This is a genomic window from Polymorphobacter sp. (assembly GCF_051860865.1).
Classification (GTDB): domain Bacteria; phylum Pseudomonadota; class Alphaproteobacteria; order Sphingomonadales; family Sphingomonadaceae; genus Sandarakinorhabdus.
The window spans coordinates 1-22,043 of record NZ_JBIMKZ010000019.1 but is presented as its reverse complement, the minus strand read 5'-3'; the positions used below and the strand labels follow the sequence as shown (position 1 = coordinate 22,043).

Below are 22,043 nucleotides of genomic sequence, written 5' to 3'. Positions count from 1 at the left end.
TCAGCCCTTGGCAGCCTCGATCGGCGCGGGCTGCTGGTTCCAGCCGAGGCAGAAGCGGCCGAGGCTGACGGCCGTGAGCGGGGGCGCAATCCGGTAGCCCTGGACAGCATCGGCCCCCGCACGGCGGGCGGCCTCTAGATGGGCATCATCCTCGACGCCTTCGACAACCACGGCGAGGCCCAGCTGCTTGCCGAGCGTGACCAGCGTTTCAACCACCAGTCTTTCGCGCGGATTGGCGGTCAGCCCGAGGGTGAACGACCGATCGAGCTTGATGGTGTCGATCGGCAGGCGGGCGAGCCAGGACATCGAGGAATAGCCGGTGCCGAAATCATCGAGCGCCACCCGGATGCCGGTGGCGCGCAGGCCCTCGAGCAGGCGGGCGGCGCCGCGCACATCGTCGATCAGCGCACCTTCGGTGACCTCCAGGATCAGGCGGTCACGCGGAAAGCCGGAGCCTTCCAGCGCCAGGTCGAGCGAACTGACGAATCGAGGATCGGCGAGATCGGCGGCGGTGACATTGACCGACAGGTAGAGGCCGGCCAGCGGGTCCTTCCACCCGGCGGCCTCGGTGAGGGCACGGGCGCGAATATAGCGGCCGAGGCGGACGGCGAGTTCGGCCGACGCGGCCGTCTTGAGAACGGTGTTGGCCGGCAGCAGGCCGAGCTCGGGATGGTCCCAGCGGACCAGCGCCTCGACTCCGGTGATGCGGCCATCGGCCAGCGACAATTGCGGCTGATAGAGCAAATGAATGCCGCCGCCGTCCATCGCCCGGTGAAGTTCAGCCTCCAAATTGGCCATGCGGGTAAGCGGGTCACCGGCCGGGTGATGGGTGAACACCTCGACCGTCCCCGCCTCGCGGGTGCGGGCGCCGACAAGCGCCGAATTGGCGCGGCGGACCAGGGTGGTGGCGGTCTCGGTGGCGCGAGACGGTCCGCGTGCTTCGACCATGGCGATGCCTACACGAGCCGAGAGGTGAATGACATGGTCGCCGATGGCAAAAGCCTGATCGAAAGCCCTGGTGATGCTCAAGGCGAACTGGTTGATATCGGACATGGATTCGGCGGCGGAAAGGGCAAGGCCGAATTCGGCAGCAGCGAGGCGGGCAAGCAGGCGATGCTCGCTGGCATGACCGTCGGTCGATCGGGTCTCGACAATGCCGGCAAGGCGGTTGGCGGCGGCGACCAGCGCCTGGTCGGCGATATCCCGGCCATAGGCGGCATTGATCGGCGCGAGGCGGCCGATACCGATAGCAAGCACGAATAATGACTGCGGCTCCGGCGCGGCCAGGCGGCCGGCGATCCAGTGCTCAAGATGATCGCCGGTGGCGAGGCCGGTCAACCGGTCGACGGGAGGTTCCGAAGGGTCGGCGGGATCGGGGAGCGCAGCGCTGGTCAGGCGGTCGACATGACGGGCGGCCATCCGCAACGAATTGCCGAGCGCCTCATGGCCGAAAGGACTGATCAGCACCGATGTGGCCCCAGCCTCATGGGCGGCGACCGCCGAGATGCCGTCGGCGCGTGACAGCAATACCAGCATCGCGCCGAGACGAGACTGGACGATCTGGCCCAAGGAACGGGCAGCCGCCAGCCCGGCGTCGAGAGCGCCGCGGGCATCGACGATGACCAGCCGGATCGGCTCGGCTTCCGGCCCGATGGCATGAAGCGCGCCAACAGCATCATCGGGACGGCGGACAGGAATGGCGGTGAAGCCGGCGGCCATGACAGCGGACAGCAGGTCGTCGGCATAACGCGGTGATACAACCAGAACCGAAGATGCCGGTCTCATCGCACGCTCCCTGGCCGAGCATGAAAGCCGATATTGAGCTTTCAGGACGCCTTATGCACGGGTCTCAACACTTTGGCAGTGTAAATATCATGAAAGCTGTAAAATTCTGGGCGCTGGATTGTCGCGCCAGTGTTGCCTAGGGTGAGACCGATGGCCACTTCCACTCTTGTTTTGCCCTCCACCGCGTCGCTGATCGATCCCTTTGGTCGAGCGATCACCTATTTGCGCGTTTCAGTCACCGACCGCTGCGATTTTCGCTGTCGTTATTGCATGGCCGAGGACATGACCTTCCTGCCCAAGGCGGAAGTGCTGAGTCTGGAGGAGATCGACCGGCTAGCGTCGGCCTTCATCCGGCGGGGCACCCGGCGGCTGCGGCTGACGGGCGGCGAGCCGCTGGTCCGGCGCGGGATCATCGACCTGGTGCGCAGCCTGTCCCGCCACCTGCGCACAGGCGCGCTCGACGAGCTGACGCTGACCAGCAACGGCTCGCAGTTGGCCCGTCATGCCGGCGACCTGGCGGCGGCGGGCGTGCGCCGGATCAATGTCAGTCTCGACACGCTCGACCCGGAGAAATTCGCCCATATCACCCGCTGGGGCCGGCTGCCGCAAGTACTCGAAGGGATCGAAGCGGCGACCGACGCCGGGCTGCGGATCAAGCTCAACATGGTGGCGCTGGCCGGGCTCAACGAGGACGATGTGTTGCCGATGCTCGACTTTGCCGCGCGCCACGGCCACGATCTGACGATGATCGAGACGATGCCGATGGGCGATACCGGCGAGGACCGGGTCGACCGCTACCTGCCGCTGTCCCGCGTGCGGGCGCAGCTCGAGGCGCGGTTCACCCTGACCGACCTTGCCGAGCGGACAGGCGGGCCGGCGCGCTATGTGCGGATCGAGGAAACCGGCCAGACGCTTGGCTTCATCACGCCGCTGACGCACAACTTCTGCGAGAGCTGCAACCGGGTGCGGCTGACGACGACAGGGCAGCTTTACATGTGCCTCGGCCAGGACGACCAAGCCGACCTGCGCGCCGTGGTGCGGGCGGCACCCAACGATGACCATGCGCTGGATGCGGCCATCGAGGCGGCGATCGCCCGCAAGCCCAAGGGTCATGATTTCGACATTTCGCGGCGCGGCCAGGCGCCGGCGGTGCGGCGGCATATGAGCGTGACGGGTGGCTGACGCGTCCGAGCCCAAGCTGGCGCTGCTCAACTCCGAATCGCATGTGGCGGTCGGCGCCGCCGAGCGGCTGCGCGCCCGCTACAGCTTCGTGCCGGTGCGCGAGGCCGATGTGGTGGTCGTCCTCGGCGGCGATGGCTTCCTGCTGCAGACGCTGCACGAGGCGATGCAGGCCGACGATCCCAAGCCGGTGTTCGGCATGAACCGCGGCACGGTCGGCTTCATGATGAACGACTGGAAGGAAGCGCATCTGCCGACGCGGGTCGCCAACGCGAAACTGTTCACGCTCCACCCGCTGCTGATGACGGCGACGACCGTCTCCGGGCAGGTGGTGACGTCGCCGGCCATCAACGAGGTGTCGCTGCTGCGCGAAACGCGGCAGGCGGCGAAGATCGGCATCTCGATCGACGGCAAGGTGCGGATGGAGGAGCTGATCTGCGACGGCGTGCTGGTGGCGACGCCGGCCGGAAGCACGGCCTATAATCTCTCGGCGCATGGCCCGATCCTGCCGCTGCAATCCGACCTGCTGGCGCTGACCCCGATCAGCCCGTTTCGGCCGCGACGGTGGCGCGGCGCGCTGCTGCCGCAATCGAGCGTGATCGAATTCGAGGTCCGCGAGGCAGCCAAGCGCCCGATCTCGGCGGTAGCCGACCAGCTCGAGGTGCGCGACGTCGCCCATGTCTGCGTCGTCACCGACAAATCGACGACACTGACGATGCTGTTCGATCCCGACTATGCCCTTGACGACCGGATCGTGCTCGAACAGTTCAGCCACTAGCTGGGGGCTTGCCCGGCCCGGATTGCATGTCTATACGCGCCCCTTCACCGGCTATTCCTCGGTAGCTCAGCGGTAGAGCATTCGACTGTTAATCGAATGGTCGCAGGTTCGAATCCTGCCCGGGGAGCCAGTGACGCGGCGGGTGCGCCTGGCGATCGATATCCTCAATAAAAACTGATTTCATCCAGCTCGGCCCAGGCCGTGGTGCCGGCCGGCCGCGCGACTTCGAAACCCAGATGCACAAGGTCATCACCCTGCCAGGACGGCGTCTTGCCATCCGCGGCGGTAAGCGGCCGAAAGGCGCTGAACGGCAGGTCGAGCGTCCGCCAGTCGGTGCCGCCCTCGATGGTGGCGGTCCAGACATTGGTCAGCGTGGCGAGGCGGACGACATAGGGGCCGGAGCCGCGCAGCGCGAAGCGCACGCCCAGAAAGGCCCGGGCATCGACCGGCTGCACCGAACCGCGCGAGAACGGCAGGATGACCCGGGCCAGCGCGCCGGGCCGCAGCGCCATGCGGGCGGCGATCAGCAGCGAATGGCCGCCGTCGGGCCGGGCTACCACCTGCGGCAACACAAGACTTCGGTCGTTGCCGTTTTCCATGTCGGTGATGCGCAGCGTGTCCAGGCTGGTGCGGCCATCCGGCCGCTCGAAATCGTCGACCAGCGCCGCCACCGGGCGCGGCGGCACGGCGGTGGCGCGGTTGGCCGCGGGCAGCGGCGTATCCGGCCCGAGCGCCAGCCGGCCATCGATGACGACATGGCTGATCCGGCGGACATCGCCAATCGCTTGCCAGGGGCGGCCGTCGATCAGCACCAGATCGGCACGCTTGCCGGGCGCCAGCGTGCCGCGATCCTCGGCCAGGCCGAGCGCGGCGGCGGCCGTGGCGGTGCCGGCGAGCAGCGCGGCGCTGGGGCTGAGCCCGGCGCGGACCATCAGCTCCATCTCGTGCAGCGTCGAGCTGCCGTGCGGCGCGCCCGAGATGCCGGCGTCGGTGCCCAGCGCGACGGGCACGCCGGCCTCGTGCAATGTCTTCAGATTATATTCGGCGAAGCCATATTTGCGGAAGCGCTGGCGGACGATCGGGTCCTCCATGTCCGGCGCCTTGGTGTCGGCCGGCTTGACCGGCTCATAGATGGCCAGCGTCGGCGCGTAGAAGATGCCGGACGTGCGCAGGATGGCGACGGTCTCAGGGTCGATTGGTCGATCCTGCAGGCTATGGGCAATGACATCGGCGCCGGAGAGCGCCGCGAGGCGGCCGCGATCGACGGTGACGGTGTGGGTAAGCACGCGCTGGCCATGGGCATGAGCGACCTCGACGGCGGCAGCCATGGTCGAGAGGTTCATGCTGCTGTTGTCCGGGTCCATCTCGTAGCGCCAGCCATCGGCGAACAGCTTGATATGATCGGGCTTGTAAGCCTGCAGCGCCGTGACGGCGCGGGTCGCGGCCTCGGCATTGGCGATGCGGACCGTGGTATTCTCGTCCCCCCAATCGGCGCCATGGCCACCCGGCGTGCTCATCCGCGCGACGAAATTGACATGCGGGGCCACAACCGTGGTCAGCCACGCCCGGCGCGGGGCAAAGGCTTCAGGCTGCTGGTGGAAATCATTGACCGTGGTGACGCCGGATTCGACATAGCGGCTGGCAACCTGGGGCAGCGGCCCCGGCTCGCCGGTGGCGCTCCAATGGGTATGGACATCGATGAACCCCGGCAGCAGCGCCTGGCCGCGGGCGCGGATGATGCGGGCGCCGCGCGGCGCCCGCACGTCGGGGCCGACCTCGGCTATGCGGCCCTCGCGGATCACGAGCGTGCCGCGATAGGGCGGCGTGCCGGCCGCATCGAAGATCATCGCATCGGTAATCGCAAGGGTTCCGGCGGGCTGGGCATGGGCCGCGAGCGGGGCAAGGCCGATAAACAGGGCGGCAATCCTGGGAAACGTCATGGGCAGTCCTTGAAAGCTATTTGTGCGGCAGATGGTGGAGCGGCAGCGCGGTGGTGCACTTGATCTCCTCCATCGAAAAGGCCGAACTGACATCGGTGAGGCGAACGGCACGGATCAGTCGGCGATAGACCGCATCATAGGCGCCGATATTCTCGACCTTGAGCTTGAGCAGATAATCGACGTCGCCGGTCATCCGGTAGAATTCGACCACCTCGGGCATGTCGCGGACGACGGTGTTGAGGCTTTCCAGCCATTCCTCCGAATGTTCGCTGGCCCGGATGCTGACGAACACTGTCATTTCGAGGCCGAGCCGGGCCGGATCGAGCAGGGTGACGCGACGGGCGATGACGCCGCTCTCCTCCAGCCGCTTGATCCGCCGCCAGCAGGCGTTCTGGGACATGTTGACCCGCTGCGAGACGCTGGCAACCGACAATGTCGCGTCATCCTGCAACGCCGACAGGATGCGGATGTCGGCCTCGTCGAGTGTCACCCGGGTCATGGCCGCGACGCCTCCGGCGCTTCGGACACCATGTGGCGCGATAGCGCAGTCGTGGTGGCGACATCCATCGTCACATTGCCGGCGGTGCGGACAAGATCGGGGATCATCTCGACCGCCACCAGCAGCGCCAGCGGCTCCAGCGGCACGCCCATGGCAATCGCAATCGGGGTAATGGCGGTGAGGAAGCTGACCTGGCCGGGCAGGCTGACCGAGGCGATGGTGGTGATGGCGGCGACGGCGGCACCGGTGATGATGGCGGTGGGGCTGAGGGCGATGCCAAACCAGTGCGCGACATAGATGACGACGGCGAGGTTCATCGCCGGGCTGGTCACCCGGAAGATGGCGACGGCGATGGGCAGGCTGACCGTGGCGATGCGGTCCGGCACCCCCAGATCCTCGGATGCCTTGAGCATCGAGGGCAGCGAGGCCAGCGACGACTGGGTGCTGAGCGCCACCGCGAGCACCGGCGCCGTGGCGCGCAGGAAGGCGCGCGGCCGGATGCCGCCGCCGATGATGGCGATCGGATAGGCCAACGCCCAGGCGGCGAAGCCGGAGGCGGAGACGATCAGGATATAATGGCCGAGCGCGCCGAGCGCCGAGGCGCCGACCGTGGCGCCCAGATTGAAGGCCAGCGCGAACACGCCGACCGGCGCCAGCCACAGCACCCAGCCGACGATGACCAGCATGGCATCGCCGACGGTGCGGAAGAAATCGACCGCGCTGGCGGCACGCGCCTCGGGAAGCCGGGTAAGCGCGACGGCGAACAGCCCGGTGAAAACGATCAGCGGCAACAGATTGTCGTTAGCGGCGGCGGCAATGGGGTTGGTGGGGATGATCGAGCGCAGGAACTGGGCGAGATCGGGAACGGCATCGCGGGCGAGGCTCGACTCGGGCAGGCCGGCGCGGAGCTGGGCGGCGGTGTCCGCCGGCAGCGGCCACAGGCCGAGCAGCGCCGGCACCAGAACGGCGGCGATGGCGGTGGACACCCAGAGCAGCGCGATGAACAGGATTACCGAGCGCAGCGCCACGGTGCCGCCGCGCGCCGTCTGCGCGGTGCTGGCGATGCCGACGATGAGCAGCGCGACAACCAGTGGCACGATGGTCATCTTCAGGGCATCGAGCCAGAGGCCGCCAACGAGCGTGGCGAGCCCCTGGGCCTGGTCACGGATCGGCAGGTCGGCCAGTGCAATGCCGAGCACCAGGCCGAGGAGGAGCCCCGAGAGAATTCGCCAGCTTTGCCGCATCAGCGTGCTTTCCTTGCCCGGCTACCTGTCATGCCGAGAGGTGCGGGGAAACAATCAACGGGTTCATGCAAAAAATCAATTCCCCTGATTGACGGCGATATCGGGATGAACATCCCAAAATCATGTCATCCAACGCACAATCAGGTGATGATTTTGGCCTGTGCTTCGTGACAGATTGCAACCGAGAACCTTCAGGAAAGATCCCGATATCGTGACCTACGCCGAAACCGAAAGCGATGAATGCACCCGCCTGGCCCATTGCGAGAGCGATTGCACGACGTTGCTGCGGACGCCGGCGCCGCCAGTGCAACGCGGATCGACCGTGCTGCTCGCCGATACCCAGGCGATCTATGATCACACCCAGGTCACCTATGGCCGCGGCGGATTGGCGACCCAGCGGGCGCTGAGCGCGGCGCTGGCGCAGCTGGAAATGGCGGAACAGGCGTTCCTCTATCCGTCGGGGCTGGCCGCGATCACCGGCGTCATCCTGGCGATCTGCTCGGCCGGCGACGAGTTGCTGGTCAGCGATTGCGTGTACAATCCGACCCGGCGGTTCCTCGGCGGGACGATGGCGCGCTATGGGATCACGGCGCGCTATTTCGACCCCTCGGCGAGCGTCGACGAGATTGCGGCGATGATCACCCCGGCGACGCGGGCGATCTTCCTAGAATCGCCGGGATCGCTGACCATGGAGATGCAGGATGTGCCGGCGATCGCGCGGATGGCGCGGACGCACGGCGTGCTGACGGTCATCGACAACACCTGGGCGGCCGGCGTGCTGTTCAAGCCGCTGGCGCATGGCATCGACATCAGCATCCAGTCGCTGACCAAATATGTCTGCGGCCATTCCGACGTGTTCATGGGCATGGCGGCGGCCAGCGGCGAGGCGGCGGCGATGCTGGCGCGCGGCAGTCATGAGATCGGCTGGGCGGTGTCTCCCGACGATGCCTATATGGCGCTACGCGGGCTGCGGACGCTGCACACGCGGCTAGCGCAGCACGGCCGCTCGGCGGCGGCGATTGCGCAGTGGCTGGCGGCGCAGCCGGAAGTGCAGTCGGTGCTCTGCCCGGCCCTGCCGGACTTTCCGGGCCATGCGATCTGGAAGCGGGACTTTTCCGGCACCTGTGGCCTGCTGAGCTTCGTGCTTGCGCCGGACCATGCCGACAGTGTCGATACGATGCTCGACAGCCTGCGGCTTTTTGGCCTCGGCTATTCCTGGGGCGGGTTCGAGAGCCTGGTCATTCCCTGCGATCCGCAACTGGCCAGCCGGACGTGCACAGGGACATTTTCCGGCCCGCTGGTGCGCATTCATGTCGGGCTGGAAAGCGTGGAAGACCTCCAGCGCGACTTGAGACGAGGGCTTGACCGCCTCGGCGATAAGGCACATTTGTCCGCCCGAACGATCCGAGCGGTGTCCTAGGGATTGGAGAATAAATTTATTTTCTTTGATTCAAGTCATTTAGCTTGGGGTTGAACAAGATCAACAACCGGCCTGCCCGATGTCAAACATGATGGGGGCGTGCCGGACAACCAACAACAAGGGGTGCTGACATGACTTTGAGAACGAACCTGGCGGCCGGATCGGCCTTGCTGGCCCTGGCTATTTCGCAGCCGCTGTACGCGCAGACCGTGGCCGATGCCGCTGCCGCGCCGGAAGATGCCGACCAGATCATCGTCACCGGCGTGCGCGGCCAGCCGCGGACGATCATCGCCAGCCCGACGCCGATCGACGTGATCGGCGGCGAGCAGCTGCTCCAGCGCTCGGGCGGCCTGCAGCTGCGCGACGTGCTGAGCCAGCTCGTCCCCTCCTTCCAGTCGACGACCGTCGGCAGCTCCTCGTTCAACAGCCTGACGCGGCCGGCCGGCCTGCGCGGGCTTTCCGGCGTGCACGTGCTGGTGCTGGTCAACGGCAAGCGCCGCCACAACAGCTCGATCATCGACTTCAACACCGGCGCCACCTCGGTCGGCGGCAACCCGGTCGATCTCGACCTGATCCCGGCCAGCGCCATCGAGCGGATCGAGGTGCTGCGTGACGGCGCCTCGGCGCAATATGGTACCGATGCCATCGCCGGTGTCATCAACGTCATCCTCAAGACGAACAGCACCGATGGCATGGCCACCATCGAGGCCGGTCAGCGCTATGGGCGTGACGGCAGCGGCAGCGACGGCGAGACCATCCAGGCTTCGATCTCCAAGGGATTTGCCGTGGGCAATGGCGGCACGCTGAACCTGGCGGTGGAAGCCAAGAGCAGCCAGCCGACGATCCGTTCCGGCACCGTGCCGCGCAGCACGCTGTTCTTCGACCGTCTGCCCGGCGGCGTCGAGGACCCGCGCGAGGCGACCGTCAATCGCCGCACCTATCTGGGCGGCCTGCCCGAGGTGCAGGAGATCAAGGGTGCGTTGACCGCGGTGATCCCGACCGGCGACTTCGAGCTCTATTCGGACGGGACAATCGGCTACCGCGAAGCGCGTGTCGGCCAGGCTGGGCGGCTGCCGCGCAGCAACCAGAACATCCTCGCCGTCTATCCGGAAGGCTTCAGCCCCTTCTATACGCTGGCGGAAACCGACTTCCAGTTCACCGGCGGCATCCGCGGCAAGCTGGGCGGCTGGGATCTCGATTTCAGCAGCACCTATGGCCGCAACTATGCCCGCAACGGCGCTGACAACTCCATCAACGCCTCGCTCGGCGCCGCCAGCCCGACCAGCTTCGACACCTTCAGCTCCGAATTCCAGCAGTGGACCAACAATCTCGACCTGACCCGGCGCTATGAGTTGGGCGGCGAGGCGACCATGCAGGTCTCCGCCGGCGCCGAATTCCGCCAGGAATCATACCAGACCAGGGCGCTCGATCCGGCCTCCTACGCCAATGGCGGTTATTTCTATCCGACCGGCTCTCAGGCCGGGCTGCCGGCACAGGTCGGCGCCCAGGGCGCGCTGGTGGTGACGCCGGCGGACGAGGCCGATATCTCGCGCAACGTCTATGCCGCCTATGTCGACCTCGCCTTCGACATCACGCCGAAGTTCCTGGTGACGGCGGCCGGCAGGTTCGAACATTTCGACGACAGCGCCGGCAGCGTCTGGAGCGGCAAGGTCAGCGGCCGCTATGAATTCACCGACTGGTTTGCCATCCGCGGCGCGCTGAGCAACGGCTTCCGCGCCCCGGCACTGGCCCAGCAGGCCTTTGCCCAGACCTCGACGGCGATCAACAATGTCGGCGGCGGCGTCTTCCTGCCGATCGAGACGGCGGTGGTGCGGGTTGAGTCGGTGATCGGCCGGGCGCTCGGCGCCGAGCCGCTGCGGCCCGAGAAGTCGATGAACTACAGCCTCGGCTTCACGCTGACGCCGCTGCAGGGCCTGTCGGTCGCGGTCGATGCCTATCAGATCGACCTCGACAACCGCATCACCTCGACCGGCCTGCTCACCGGCGCCGGCGTGCGCGCCATCCTCGCGGCCAATGGCTCCCCCGGCGTACAAGCCGCCCGCTACTTCACCAACGCCGTCGACACCCGCACGCGCGGTGTCGATGTGGTCGCGGCCTATAGCTTCGACACCACCAGCGCGGGACGGTTCCGCACGACGCTGGGCTTCAACTATAACGAGACGACGATTCAAGCGATCGCCCCCAACCCGAGCGAACTGGCCGGGCTCGGCCTGACGCTGTTCGACCGGCGGACCCAAGGCTTCTTCACGGGCACGCCGCGCACCAAGCTGATCCTCGGCGTCAACTGGACGCTCGACCGACTGAACGTCAATCTGCTTCAGACCCGCTATGACAAGGTGACGTCGCTCGACAACAGCCCGGCCGCCGACCAGACTTTCGGCGCCAAGTGGATCACCGACCTCGAAGTCTCCTACGGGCTGACCGAAAACCTGCGGCTGGCCGTCGGCGCCTACAATCTGTTCGACACCTATCCGGACCTGGCGACAGCGACCAACACCATCGGTCTGCCGCCCTATGGTGCCGGTCCGTTCGGCAGCTACGGCGGCTATTATTACGGACGTATCTCGTTCAACTTCTGACCGGGGTCCTGTTCGATCGATCCATCGAAGGGGCTTCCGCAGCAATGTGGAGGCCCCTTCTCGTTTCCAGCCCGGCGAAGGGACATTCGCTCGACGCATGACCATCGACACACCTGTTCTTGTCTGGGGCGCCGGCGCGATCGGCGGGTCGGTAGGGGCTGCGCTTCTGCGCCACGGCCATGACGTAACATTTGTCGACACCGCGCCGGCGCATGTGGCGGCGCTGGCCGACCCCACGCACGGGCTGGCCGTGGAAGGCGCGGCCGGCTTCGGGCCGACCCCGGTGCCGGCGCTACTCGCGGCCGCGCTCTCCGGCACCTGGCAGACGGTGCTGCTTTGCGTGAAGGCGCATCACACCGCCGACGCGGTGGCGATGCTGGCCCCGCACCTGGCCGCGGACGGCGTCGTCCTCTCCCTGCAGAACGGCCTGTGCGCCCGGGTGATCGCCGCGCAGATCGGTGCGGCGCGAACGATGGCCGGGTTCGTCAATTTCGGCGCCGACGTGGTCGGGCCGGGGCGGATCGCCTTCGGCAACCGCGGCACGGTGGCGATCGGCGAGCTGGACGGCCAGATGACCGACCGGCTTGAGACGATGACAGCGATGCTGCGTGGCTTCGAGCCCGACGCCATCGCGACGTCCGACATCTGGGCCTATCTCTGGGGCAAGCTGGCCTATGCCTCCTTCCTGTTCGCCCAGGCGCTGGGCGATTCCGGAATCGCCGACTGCCTGGCACGGCCCGAGCTGGCCGGGCTATGGGCGCGGCTGGGAGGCGAAGTGCTGGCCGTGGCCGCCGCCGAAGGGGTCAGCCCGCGCGGCTTCAACGGCTTCGATGTGGCGGCCTTCGGTCCGGGGGCCAATGACGCCGCACTGGCCGCCAGCATCGCGGCGATGGCAGCGTTCAACGCGGCCAGCAGCAAGACGCACAGCGGCGTCTGGCGCGACCTCGCCATTCACCGCCGCATCACCGAGGTCGATGCCCAGCTGGGGCTGGTGGTCGAACGTGGCGCGGCGCACGGGCTGGCCTGCCCGACGCTGGCGGCGATGATCGGCATGATGCACGAAGTCGAGGCCGGAAGTCGGGCGCAATCCGACGCCAATCTGCTCGAACTGGCGCAGCGATGATCACATTCTCCGGCCAGGAAATAGCCGTCAGCGGCGTCGGCTCGGGCTTCGGGCAGGCAATCGCCCGGCTGTTCGCCTCACTAGGCGGCCGGGTATTCGCCTGCGACATCGACGAGACGGCCTTTGCAGCGTTGCGCGGCGACGGGATCGACTGCCACCGGGTCGACCTCAGCGACCGGGCAGCGGCGGCGGCATGGATCGGCGCGATCGAGCCGGTCGATGTCCTCGTCAACAATGCCGGCGGCGTCGCGGGTCAGGCTCCGGTGCCGTTCGCCAAGGTGACCGATGCGGACTGGGACGCGGTACTGGCGATCAATCTCGGGGCGGCGATGGCACTGTCCCGCGCCGTGGTACCGGCAATGGTGGCGGCGGGGCGCGGGGCGATCGTCAACATCTGTTCGGGTGCCTCGCTGCGGGCGTCCAAGACCGGGGTGCAGGCCTATTGCGCCGCCAAGCATGGGCTGCTCGGCCTGACCCGGCAGCTGGCGCATGAACTGGGGCCGCAGGGGATACGGGTAAATGCCGTGGCACCCGGCCTGGTCGTCACGGGCGGGGCAACCCAACGGCAATGGGCGGCCTATGGCACGGCCGGGCAGCAGGCGGTCATCGACGGCATCGCGCTGCGGCGGCTGGGCACGCCCGAAGACATCGCCCGCGCCGTCGCCTTCCTCGCCTCGGACTGGGCCGGGTTCGTCAATGGCGAGATCCTCAGCGTGGATGGCGGACAATGAGCGGCGAACCGACCGATAGTGCGCCCTGGCAATGGCCGGAGCCGGTGTGGCGGGCCAAGGTCGACCATGTCCGCGCCGGGCGGCGGATGGCGCCGGCGCAATGGCCGGGCGGCGCGCGCTGCGCGGTGGCGCTATCCTTCGACAGCGACCATGAAACCAACGAGCTTCGCGATGGCGGCGGCTCGGTGGCGCGGCTGAGCTGGGGCCAATATGGCGCGCGGGTGGGGATGCCGCGCATCCTGCCGATCCTGGCCCGGCACAGCGTGCCGGCGAGCTTCTTCGTGCCGGCCGTCACGGCGCTGCTGCATCCGGACGAGCAGCGGCGGGTGATCGCCGAGGGCCATGAGATCGGCCTGCACGGCTGGATCCATGAGCGCAATTCGCTGCTGCCGATCGATGCCGAGCGCGACCTGATGCTGCGCGCCGCCGAGGTGATCGAGCGGGTCTGCGGCGTGCGGCCGGTGGGGGTGCGGACGCCGTCCTGGGACCATGGGCCGGGGACGCTGGCGGTGATCCGCGACATGGGGCTGCTCTATGACAGCTCGCTGATGGCCGATGAGGACTGTTACGAGCTGCTGCTCGACGGCGAGCCGACCGGGGTGACCGAGCTGCCGGTCGACTGGATCCGCGACGATGCCCCCTATTTCCTGATGGACCGGTTCGGCAGCAGCCGGCCCTATACGCCGCCCGATGCGGTGTTCGACATCTTCCGGCGCGAGTTCGACCTCGCGCATGAAGAAGGCGGGCTGTTCCAGCTGACGATGCACCCGCATATCATCGGGGCACGCTCCCGGATCTGGATTCTCGACGAAATGATCCGCCACATGGCGGCGCACAAGGTGTGGTTCGCGACGCACCGGCAGGTCGTCGAGCATGTGGTGGCGGCCTGTCCGGTGGACATGAAGGAATAAAATCATGGGCATGAAACACGCATGGCTGCTGCTGCTGGCAGCGGGAACGGCGCAGGCACAGCCGGCGAAACTGCAGGACCGGCGCGCCGTGATCGCGCCGGGCACAGAAACCACCGCCGATCCGGTGCGCATCCCGGTGCGGCCGCGCGACGCCTCGGGGCCGGAGCTGGTGATCACCGGCGGCCGGGTGTTCGATGGCCGCAGCAACGCCGTGCGCGCCGCGACCGTGGTGGTGCAGGGCAACCGGATCAAGGCGGTGCTGCCGCCGGAGAGCCGGGACTGGGCGGCGAATGCGCTGGTCATCGATGCCGCCGGCAAGACGGTGATGCCGGGACTGATCGATATGCATGTCCATATCAGCTATCATGACCAGGCGACGCCGATCGACCAGCAGGCCAGCGAAGGCTCGGGCACGCTGCGCGGCCAGCGCAACCTCCGCTATTATCTGGAATCCGGCTTCACCTCGGTGCGGGACCTGAACGGAGTCCGCAACGCCCCTTATCTGCTCAGCGAATGGAGCGCCGCCAACGCCATTCCGGCGCCGCGCGTGTTCACCGCCGGGCACATCATCACCGGCACCGGCGGCCATGCCACCGAGCGGCCGGTATCCCCGAGCCATGGGCCGGACTTCGCCCAGGAGGCCGACGGCGCCGATGCCTGGCGCGCCGCCGTGCGGCGAACATTCAAGGAAGGTGCCAGCGTCATCAAGATCGGCAGCCATTTCTCCCAGGCCGAGGTTGAGGCAGCGATCGACGAAGCGCATCTGCTCGGGCTGAAGGTCACCTGCGACTGCGAGACCATCTACACCGAGATGGCGGTGAAGGCCGGGATCGACATGATCGAGCATCCGCTGCCGCGCACCGACGCCACCATCGCGGCGATGGCCCGGCAGGGGGTGACGGCGGTGCCGACGCTGCAGGTCTACCAGAACGTGCTCGACCGGTCCGGGGGCTTCTATGGCTCGACGTCGCGGCGCTTCTCGATGACCAGCCAGGGCAATTTCGATGTCTTCAAGAAGATGAAGGCGGCCGGCATCGTCATGGGCGTGGGCACCGACACCATCGGCGACGCCCACCGCTATATCCCCAACATCTTCATCGCCGAGCTGAAATGGTTCGTGAAGGGCGGCTATTCGATCCCCGAGGCGCTGCGCGCGGCGACGATGACCAACGCCAAGCTGCTCGACATGGATGACCGGCTCGGCAGCCTCGAGGCGGGCAAGCTGGCCGATATCCTGATCGTCAACGGCAATCCCGACCAGGATCTCGACGCGCTGCGCCAGGTCGACATGGTGATCAAGGACGGTCTGCTGATGGTTGACAAGGGCAAGGTGGTGATACCGGCGCATGTGCCGGTGCCGCTGCCAAAGCCGGCGCCGCCGGCCGACACCAAATGACCGCCATCCCGATCGAACCGCCGGTCCGCCATGTGCCGACGCGGCGCGCCACCGCGCGGGCGCTCGGCTCGGCGATGATCGGCAACTGGTTCGAGCTGTTCGACTTCATCATCTATGGCTATTTCGCCGCGCAGATCGGCAAGGCGATGTTTCCGGCCGCCGATCCGCTGACGATCATCCTGTCAAGCTTCGCCACCTATGGCGTTGGCTTCGTGATGCGGCCGGTCGGCGGCATGGTGATGGGCTATTTCGGCGACCTTTACGGGCGCAAGGTGGCGCTGGTGGCGACGATGCTGCTGATGGCCGGCGCCACCGGGCTGACCGGGCTGATCCCGCCCTATGCCTCGATCGGCCTGGCGGCGCCGGTGATGCTGGTGATCTGCCGGCTGGTGCAGGGCTTTGCCGCGGGCGGCGAATGGGGCGGGGCAACGACCTTCCTGGTCGAATATGCGCCGCCGCATCGGCGCGGGCTGTTCGGCGCGCTCCAGCAGCTGAGCACCAGCCTGGCCATCGTCTCGGCGGTGCTGGCCGCGCTGCTGCTGAACCTGGTGCTGACCGAGCAGCAGCTTGTTGAATGGGGCTGGCGGGTGCCGTTCCTGCTCGGCTTCCTCGTCGCCCCGGTCGGCTTCTATCTGCGCTCCAAGGTGCAGGAGACACCGCGCTACGAGGAGAAGGTGACCAGCGGCGCCCGGCGCAACCCGCTCAAGGAGGCGCTGACCCAGCACCGCCGGGCGGTGGCGACGGTGTTCGGCATCGTCATCATCTGGACCGTGGCGGGCTATACCTTCGGCGCTTTCCTGATCAGCTACGCGACCGAGATCCTGAAGGTCGACCGGTCCTGGGCATTGTCGGCAACGTTGGTCGGCGCGCTGGTCAACATCGCGGTGATCCCGCTGACCGGGCATCTCTCCGATCTCTATGGCCGCAAGCGGTTCCTGGTGGCGAGCGCGTCCGGCTTCGTGCTGTTCGCGGTGCCGCTGTTCTACAACATGTCGGTCAGCCAGAGCGGCTGGTCGGTGATCCTGACCACGGCCTGCGCGGGCGTGTTCAGCGGGATGTTCAGCGGCGTCGCGCCCACCTATCTGTGTGAACTGCTGCCGACGCGGGTGCGCTATTCGGCGCTGTCGGTCGGCTATAATGCTGCAGTGATGCTGTTCGGCGGCTTCGCACCGTTCATCGGCACATTGCTGGTGCAGCAGACCGGGCTACTGATCGCGCCGGCCTTCTATGTGGTGGCAGCGGCGGCGATCACGCTGACGGTGCTGCTGATGACAAGAACGCCGGACCGGGCGACGGCGCTCGACCAATGACGCGGGAGACGATGGGCATGAAACTGTTCGGCATGGCAATGGCGCTGGCCTTGACCAGCAATATGGCGCTGGCCGAGCCGATCCCGACGCCGAAGCAGATTCTCGGACACGACATGGGCGAGGACCGCTATGTCGCCAGCTATTCGGAGACATTGCGCTACTGGCAGGCGCTGGCCGCCCGAAGCGACCGGATCCGGCTGATCGACATCGGCCCGACGGTGGAGAAGCGCCGGCAGATGATGGCGGTGGTCTCCTCGCCCGAGAACCTGGCGCTGCTCGACAAGTACCGCGACATCTCGGCCCGGCTGGGCCGCGCCGAGGGGCTGGACGATGCGCAGGCGCGAGCGCTCGCCGCCGAGGGCAAGGCCGTGGTCTGGGTTGATGGTGGCATCCATGCCAGCGAAGTGCTGACCCATGCGGCGATCATCGCCGAGGTCCATGATCTTGTCGGCAGCGAGGACCGCGAGGCGCAGCGCATCCGCAACGATGTCATCACGCTGTTCGTCGCCGACAATCCCGACGGGCAGGAGCTGGTCGCCAACTGGTACATGCGCTTCGCCGATCCGGCGCAGCGCGAGGAGAATTTCCACAGCCTGCCGAAGCTCTACCACCCCTATATCGGCCACGATAACAACCGCGACTTCTACATGGCCGAGATGCCGGAAACGCAGAACATCACCCGCGTACTGTTCAAGGAATGGCGGCCGCAGATCGTCCTCAACCAGCACCAGACCGGGCCGGCGGGCACCGTCGTGTTCATCCCGCCGTTCCGCAACCCGTTCAACTTCAACTATAACCCGCTGGTGATCGCCAGCCTCGAGGAGGTTGGTGCGGCCATCCAGTCCCGCCTGCTGTCCGAGGACAAGCGCGGCGCCACGTCCCGCAACGGCGCGCATTACGACACCTGGTACAATGGCAATCTTCGCACCTCTTCCTATTTCCACAACGCCATCGGCATCCTCACCGAGACCATCGGTATGCCGGTACCGATCGAGATCCAGCTGGTCCCCGAGCGGCAGCTGCCGGGCAATGACCAGCCGGCGCCGATCCCGCCGCAGATGTGGCGCATGGGCCAGTCGCTCGAATACAGCCTGTCGATCAACCGCGCCGTGCTCAGCCACGCCGCCAACAACCGCGAGAAGCTGCTCTACAATTTCTACCGGATGGGCGCCGCCAACATCGAGAAAGGCAGCCGCGACAGCTGGACGGTAAGCCCCAGGCGCATCGCCGAAATGCATGCGGCCTCGGCCGCCACCGGCGCCAAACCCGAGCCGACCCGGACGCGCGGCAGCAGCGCGATCGACGCCCGCTTCTATGACGCGGTGCTGAAGAACCCGGCCAACCGCGACGCCCGCGCCTATGTTATCGCCCCGGACCAGCGCGACTATCCAACCAGCATCCGCTTCCTCAACGCGCTGATCAAGCTCGGCGTCGAGGTCGAGCGCGCGACGGCGCCGTTCACCGCCAATGGCAAGCGCTTCCCGTCCGGCAGCTATGTGGTGCGCACCGCCCAGGCCTATCGGCCGCATGTCATCGACATGTTCGAGCCCCAGGATTACCCCAACAACTTCGAATATCCGGGCGGCCCGCCGATCCCGCCCGCCGATGCCTCCGGCTATACGCTCGCCTATCAAATGGGCGTCACCTTCGAGCGCGTCCTCGACGCGCTCGACGCCAAGACCGTCAGCACGCGCGGCGAACTGCGCCCCGATGCCGGGCGCATCATCGGCTCGGGCCGCGCCGGCTTCCTCATCGGCCACGGCGCCAATGACGTCATCACGCTCACCAACCGGCTGCACAAGGCCGGCCAGCCGCTGTTCTGGCTGTCGGAACCACGCCGCGTCGCCGGCGGTCCGGCCGAGCGCGGCGCCCTCTGGGTGCCGGCCAGCCCCCAGGCCGAGGCCATCGTCCGCGCCTCGGTCGCCGAGCTGGGGCTCGTCGCCGAGGCGGTCAACCGCGAACCCGGCGAGGCCAAGGCGGCAATCCCCGCGCCACGCGTCGCCATCGTCGATGTCTACGGCGGGCTGATCCCGACCGGCTGGATGCGCTGGATCTTCGAGAAGTTCGAGCTGCCCTACACCATCGTCTATCCCCAGCAGCTCGATGCCGGCGGGCTGCGCGACGCCTTCGACGTCATCATCCTACCAGAGGCGGCGTTCGACAAGGAGGCGGCGGAAGACACCGGCGGCATGTTCCGCGGCCGCTTCACCATCCGCCAGCCCGATCCGTCGCGGATTCCGGCCGAATATCGCGGCTGGCTGGGCTCGATCTCGGCCGACCGCTCGGTACCGGCGCTCAAGGCCTTCGCCGAGACCGGCGGCACGCTGATCGGCATGGGTGAATCGGCCGAGGCGCTGGTGCGGGCACTGGCCCTGCCGGTGGAAAACCCGCTCGCCGTCATCAAGGATGGCAAGGCCATCCCGCTGCCGCGCACCCTCTTCTATGTGCCCGGCGCCATCCTCTCCGGCCGCGTCGATGCCACCAGCCCGGTTGGCTATGGGCTGCCGCAGCAGCTCGACGTCTTCTACGACAACAGCCCGGTCTTCCGGCTCACCGACTCGGCGCGCGGCGGCACCACGCCGCTGCGCTTCGAAGGCAAGCAGCTGCTGCGCAGCGGCTGGGGCTGGGGCCAGGAAAATCTCGACGGTGCCGCCGCCGTCGTCGACCTGCCGCAGGGCGACGGCCGGGTGCTGCTGATCGGCCCGGACATCACGCTCAGGGCGCAGTCGCACGGCGCCTTCAAGCTGCTGTTCAACGCCATTTACGAGCCGCGCTGACCATGTTGCGCGCCTCGGTGATCCAGATGAACAGCCGCGACGACAAGCCAGCCAATCTGCGCCAGCTGGCCGGGCTGGTGGCGCGCGCCGTGGAACGCGACCGGCCCGACTGGGTGCTGCTGCCCGAGCATTTCGAATGGCTCGGCGGCGCCTCCGGGGCGCCCGGCATCGCCGAGGCCAGCCGTGACGGCGAAGCCTATCAGGCGCTGCAGGCGCTGGCCCGCGAGCACCGGATCTGGATTCACGGCGGCTCGCTGTACGAGCGCGCCGGCGACGGCAAGGCCCACAACACCAGCCTGGTCTTCGACCGCGACGGCCGCGAGGTGGCGCGCTACCGCAAGATCCATCTGTTCGACGTCACCACCAGCGACGGCGCCGAATATCATGAGTCGGCGACGATCCTGCCCGGCGACGCGATCGTCACCTATGATTGCGAGGGCGTGCAGGTCGGGTGCACGATCTGCTACGACCTGCGCTTCCCCGAACTGTTCCAGGCGCTGGTGGCGCGCGGCAGCCAGCTGATCGCGCTGCCCGCCGCCTTCACGCTGCTGACCGGCAAGGACCATTGGGAAGTGCTGCTGCGCGCCCGCGCCATCGAGACGCAATGCTGGCTGGCCGCCGCCGCCCAATGGGGCCGCTACACCACGCCGGTCGATGAGCGCCAGTCGTTCGGCCAGTCGATGATCGTCGACCCCTGGGGCAATGTCGTGGCCCGCGCCTCCGAGGGGCTCGGCCATGCCAGCGCCGATATCGACCTGACGCTGCTTGGCCGGGTCCGCGCCCAGATCCCGGCACTCGCCAACAAGCGGCTCGGCCTGTCATGACCAAGCGGCCCCATGCCCTTCAGGACCTGAGCTGGCCCGAATTCAAGGCCCGGCTGGCCGACGAGCCGGTGATCATCCTGCCGCTCGGCAGCCAGGAGCAACAGGGGCCGTTCGCGCCGATGGGCGATTACGTGCTGGCCGAGATGATCGCACTGGCGGCCGCCGAGCGCGCCGGCGCCATCGCCGCCCCGGTGCTGCCGTTCGGCTATGCCGAGTTCTTCCGGGGCTTCGCCGGCGGCGTGCAGTTGCGGGCCGGCACGTTCATGGCGGTGCTGGAGGATATGATCACCTCTTTCCTCGACCATGGCCTGACGCGGATCATCCTGTGCAACGGCCATTCGACCAACGCGCCGCTGATCGCCGATGTCGCCCACCGCATTCGGCAGCGCACCGGCGTCTGCGTGCCGGCCGTCCATCTGTGGCGGGTGCTGCCCGATGCGACCTGGACGGCGGCACACGGCGACAAGGCCGCGGCAGCACGCGGCCATGGTGCCGATCCGGTAACCTCGGTGGCGATGCACCTCACCCCCCATCTGGTCAGTGCCGCCCGCGACGGCCGGGCCGAACGGCAAGCCCTGTTCGGGCTGCCGACGACGAGCGGCTTTTCGGGGATGATGTTCAAGGGCGCCGAAATCGCCATGCCGTTTGATGCGACGGAAGTGGCCGCCAACGGCATCGGCGGCGGCGATGCCAGCCTGTCCTCCGCCGAAGCCGGCGCCATATTCACCGCCGCGCTGGTCGATTACCTCGCCGACTTTGCCATCTATTTCCGCGGCTGTGACCCGCGCGCGCCGGCTCGTCCGCAATGATGCGCGATATCCGTCCGATGCCGCCGGCAATCGACACCGGCCGTCTGGCAACGCTTGCCGGGGCAGCAGTTTCCACGCTTGGGCATTGGCGGCTATGGGGGCTGACCAGGCCCGGCATCGCGCCGCTGGTGCCCGGGCCGGCCGTCGCCGGAACGGCCGTCACACTGGCACTGCCCGGGGCGGACTCCGTCCTGCTCCACGAAACGCTGGACCTGCTGCGCCCCGGCGATGTTCTGGTCATCGACCGGCTCGGCGACACCCGCCATGCCTGTGTCGGCGGTATTGTCGCCCGGGCGGCGCTCGCGCAAGGCGCGTCGGCAATCGTCGTCGACGGGCCGGTGACCGACATCGCCGAACTGCGCAACCTGGGCCTCCCGATCTGGTGCCGAGGTCTCAGCGGCATGACCACACGGCGGCTGGGGCTCGGCGGCCGGCGCAACACACCGGTCTGCATCGGCGGCGCGACGATCGAAGCCGGCGACGCCCTGCTCTGCGACGAGGACGGCATAGCAGCAATTGCGCCAGCGATGCTCGATGAGGAATTGCAACGACTGACGGCACATGCCGGGCGCGAGGCACTGATCATCGACGGTCTGGCGCGCGGCGAAACACTCACGGTGATTCTTGCCCGGCTGGGCTAGGGGCGCCTCTGGCAGCACGAGAATATGCCTCCGGCGGTAAGACAATGTGCCTCCGGCGGCTGGGGCCGCAGGCCCC

17 protein-coding genes and 1 tRNA gene are annotated in these 22,043 nt (G+C 67.6%); 14 read left to right on the top strand and 4 right to left on the bottom strand.

Annotation, left to right across the window (positions count from 1 at the left end; translation table 11 throughout):
* Complete coding sequence (locus ACTIFJ_RS05400) at positions 1-1,785, bottom strand: putative bifunctional diguanylate cyclase/phosphodiesterase (RefSeq protein ID WP_439533072.1); 1,785 nt, start codon at positions 1,783-1,785, stop codon at positions 1-3.
* A gap of 150 nt (positions 1,786-1,935) precedes the next feature.
* Between ACTIFJ_RS05400 and moaA the strand changes: the two genes are divergently transcribed.
* The 3 genes from moaA (at position 1,936) to ACTIFJ_RS05385 (ending at position 3,872) form a co-directional block, all read left to right on the top strand.
* Positions 1,936-2,967: a GTP 3',8-cyclase MoaA gene (gene moaA / locus ACTIFJ_RS05395; RefSeq protein WP_439533071.1), complete on the top strand. Its 1,032-nt coding sequence runs from the start codon at positions 1,936-1,938 to the stop codon at positions 2,965-2,967.
* Complete coding sequence (locus tag ACTIFJ_RS05390; RefSeq protein WP_439533070.1) at positions 2,960-3,742, top strand: NAD kinase; 783 nt, start codon at positions 2,960-2,962, stop codon at positions 3,740-3,742. Before moaA ends, ACTIFJ_RS05390 begins: the two co-directional genes overlap by 8 nt.
* A gap of 55 nt (positions 3,743-3,797) precedes the next feature.
* Positions 3,798-3,872 (top strand) — tRNA-Asn (locus ACTIFJ_RS05385).
* Positions 3,873-3,906: 34 nt separating this feature from the next.
* On the opposite strand, the gene ACTIFJ_RS05380 is transcribed toward ACTIFJ_RS05385, so the two are convergent.
* The 3 genes from ACTIFJ_RS05380 to ACTIFJ_RS05370 are packed head-to-tail and all read right to left on the bottom strand — an operon-like array spanning position 3,907 to position 7,425.
* The gene (locus ACTIFJ_RS05380) at positions 3,907-5,682 is read right to left on the bottom strand and encodes an amidohydrolase family protein (protein WP_439533069.1); all 1,776 of its coding nucleotides are present in this window, start codon (positions 5,680-5,682) and stop codon (positions 3,907-3,909) included.
* Between the two features lie 16 nt (positions 5,683-5,698).
* Positions 5,699-6,181, bottom strand: a complete 483-nt coding sequence (locus tag ACTIFJ_RS05375; protein WP_439533068.1) for an Lrp/AsnC family transcriptional regulator — start codon at positions 6,179-6,181, stop codon at positions 5,699-5,701.
* A complete protein-coding gene (locus tag ACTIFJ_RS05370) occupies positions 6,178-7,425 on the bottom strand; it encodes a dicarboxylate/amino acid:cation symporter (protein ID WP_439533067.1) in 1,248 nt (415 codons plus the stop codon). The genes ACTIFJ_RS05375 and ACTIFJ_RS05370 overlap by 4 nt, the downstream gene beginning before the upstream one ends.
* Positions 7,426-7,636: 211 nt before the next feature.
* On the opposite strand from ACTIFJ_RS05370, the gene metC reads away from it, so the two are divergent.
* The 11 genes from metC to ACTIFJ_RS05315 all read left to right on the top strand — a co-directional run bounded on the left by metC (position 7,637) and on the right by ACTIFJ_RS05315 (position 21,967).
* Positions 7,637-8,845 (top strand): cystathionine beta-lyase, encoded by a 1,209-nt coding sequence (gene metC / locus ACTIFJ_RS05365; protein ID WP_439533066.1) that lies wholly within the window; start codon positions 7,637-7,639, stop codon positions 8,843-8,845.
* A 131-nt stretch (positions 8,846-8,976) separates the two neighbouring features.
* On the top strand, positions 8,977-11,445 hold the full coding sequence (locus tag ACTIFJ_RS05360; RefSeq protein WP_439533065.1) for a TonB-dependent receptor plug domain-containing protein: 2,469 nt from the start codon (positions 8,977-8,979) through the stop codon (positions 11,443-11,445).
* 97 nt (positions 11,446-11,542) lie between these two features.
* Positions 11,543-12,568 carry a ketopantoate reductase family protein gene (locus tag ACTIFJ_RS05355; RefSeq protein ID WP_439533064.1) on the top strand — a complete coding sequence of 342 codons (1,026 nt, stop codon included), beginning with the start codon at positions 11,543-11,545 and terminating at the stop codon, positions 12,566-12,568.
* A complete protein-coding gene (locus tag ACTIFJ_RS05350) occupies positions 12,565-13,299 on the top strand; it encodes an SDR family NAD(P)-dependent oxidoreductase (RefSeq protein ID WP_439533063.1) in 735 nt (244 codons plus the stop codon). The genes ACTIFJ_RS05355 and ACTIFJ_RS05350 overlap by 4 nt, the downstream gene beginning before the upstream one ends.
* On the top strand, positions 13,296-14,210 hold the full coding sequence (locus tag ACTIFJ_RS05345) for a polysaccharide deacetylase family protein (protein ID WP_439533062.1): 915 nt from the start codon (positions 13,296-13,298) through the stop codon (positions 14,208-14,210). Before ACTIFJ_RS05350 ends, ACTIFJ_RS05345 begins: the two co-directional genes overlap by 4 nt.
* A gap of 4 nt (positions 14,211-14,214) precedes the next feature.
* The gene (locus ACTIFJ_RS05340; RefSeq protein ID WP_439533061.1) at positions 14,215-15,606 is read left to right on the top strand and encodes an amidohydrolase family protein; all 1,392 of its coding nucleotides are present in this window, start codon (positions 14,215-14,217) and stop codon (positions 15,604-15,606) included.
* Entirely contained in the window at positions 15,603-16,916 is a 1,314-nt protein-coding gene (locus ACTIFJ_RS05335; RefSeq protein WP_439533060.1) for an MFS transporter, read from the top strand. Before ACTIFJ_RS05340 ends, ACTIFJ_RS05335 begins: the two co-directional genes overlap by 4 nt.
* On the top strand, positions 16,913-19,693 hold the full coding sequence (locus ACTIFJ_RS05330) for a M14 family metallopeptidase (RefSeq protein ID WP_439533059.1): 2,781 nt from the start codon (positions 16,913-16,915) through the stop codon (positions 19,691-19,693). Before ACTIFJ_RS05335 ends, ACTIFJ_RS05330 begins: the two co-directional genes overlap by 4 nt.
* A 2-nt stretch (positions 19,694-19,695) precedes the next feature.
* Positions 19,696-20,517, top strand: a complete 822-nt coding sequence (locus ACTIFJ_RS05325; RefSeq protein ID WP_439533058.1) for a carbon-nitrogen hydrolase family protein — start codon at positions 19,696-19,698, stop codon at positions 20,515-20,517.
* A complete protein-coding gene (locus tag ACTIFJ_RS05320; RefSeq protein ID WP_439533057.1) occupies positions 20,514-21,326 on the top strand; it encodes a creatininase family protein in 813 nt (270 codons plus the stop codon). Before ACTIFJ_RS05325 ends, ACTIFJ_RS05320 begins: the two co-directional genes overlap by 4 nt.
* Positions 21,323-21,967, top strand: coding sequence for an RraA family protein (locus ACTIFJ_RS05315; RefSeq protein WP_439533056.1), 645 nt, complete (start codon positions 21,323-21,325; stop codon positions 21,965-21,967). The genes ACTIFJ_RS05320 and ACTIFJ_RS05315 overlap by 4 nt, the downstream gene beginning before the upstream one ends.
* Positions 21,968-22,043 lie beyond the last annotated feature (76 nt).

Excerpts from the sequence above, each read along its gene's own strand:
- ACTIFJ_RS05400 (WP_439533072.1), bottom strand. The coding sequence starts at position 1,785 with ATGAGACCGGCATCTTCGGTTCTGGTTGTATCACCGCGTTATGCCGAC.
- moaA (WP_439533071.1), top strand. The coding sequence starts at position 1,936 with ATGGCCACTTCCACTCTTGTTTTGCCCTCCACCGCGTCGCTGATCGAT.
- ACTIFJ_RS05380 (WP_439533069.1), bottom strand. The coding sequence starts at position 5,682 with ATGACGTTTCCCAGGATTGCCGCCCTGTTTATCGGCCTTGCCCCGCTC.
- ACTIFJ_RS05375 (WP_439533068.1), bottom strand. The coding sequence starts at position 6,181 with ATGACCCGGGTGACACTCGACGAGGCCGACATCCGCATCCTGTCGGCG.
- ACTIFJ_RS05370 (WP_439533067.1), bottom strand. The coding sequence starts at position 7,425 with ATGCGGCAAAGCTGGCGAATTCTCTCGGGGCTCCTCCTCGGCCTGGTG.
- ACTIFJ_RS05360 (WP_439533065.1), top strand. The coding sequence starts at position 8,977 with ATGACTTTGAGAACGAACCTGGCGGCCGGATCGGCCTTGCTGGCCCTG.
- ACTIFJ_RS05355 (WP_439533064.1), top strand. The coding sequence starts at position 11,543 with ATGACCATCGACACACCTGTTCTTGTCTGGGGCGCCGGCGCGATCGGC.
- ACTIFJ_RS05350 (WP_439533063.1), top strand. The coding sequence starts at position 12,565 with ATGATCACATTCTCCGGCCAGGAAATAGCCGTCAGCGGCGTCGGCTCG.
- ACTIFJ_RS05345 (WP_439533062.1), top strand. The coding sequence starts at position 13,296 with ATGAGCGGCGAACCGACCGATAGTGCGCCCTGGCAATGGCCGGAGCCG.
- ACTIFJ_RS05340 (WP_439533061.1), top strand. The coding sequence starts at position 14,215 with ATGGGCATGAAACACGCATGGCTGCTGCTGCTGGCAGCGGGAACGGCG.
- ACTIFJ_RS05335 (WP_439533060.1), top strand. The coding sequence starts at position 15,603 with ATGACCGCCATCCCGATCGAACCGCCGGTCCGCCATGTGCCGACGCGG.
- ACTIFJ_RS05330 (WP_439533059.1), top strand. The coding sequence starts at position 16,913 with ATGACGCGGGAGACGATGGGCATGAAACTGTTCGGCATGGCAATGGCG.
- ACTIFJ_RS05325 (WP_439533058.1), top strand. The coding sequence starts at position 19,696 with ATGTTGCGCGCCTCGGTGATCCAGATGAACAGCCGCGACGACAAGCCA.
- ACTIFJ_RS05320 (WP_439533057.1), top strand. The coding sequence starts at position 20,514 with ATGACCAAGCGGCCCCATGCCCTTCAGGACCTGAGCTGGCCCGAATTC.
- ACTIFJ_RS05315 (WP_439533056.1), top strand. The coding sequence starts at position 21,323 with ATGATGCGCGATATCCGTCCGATGCCGCCGGCAATCGACACCGGCCGT.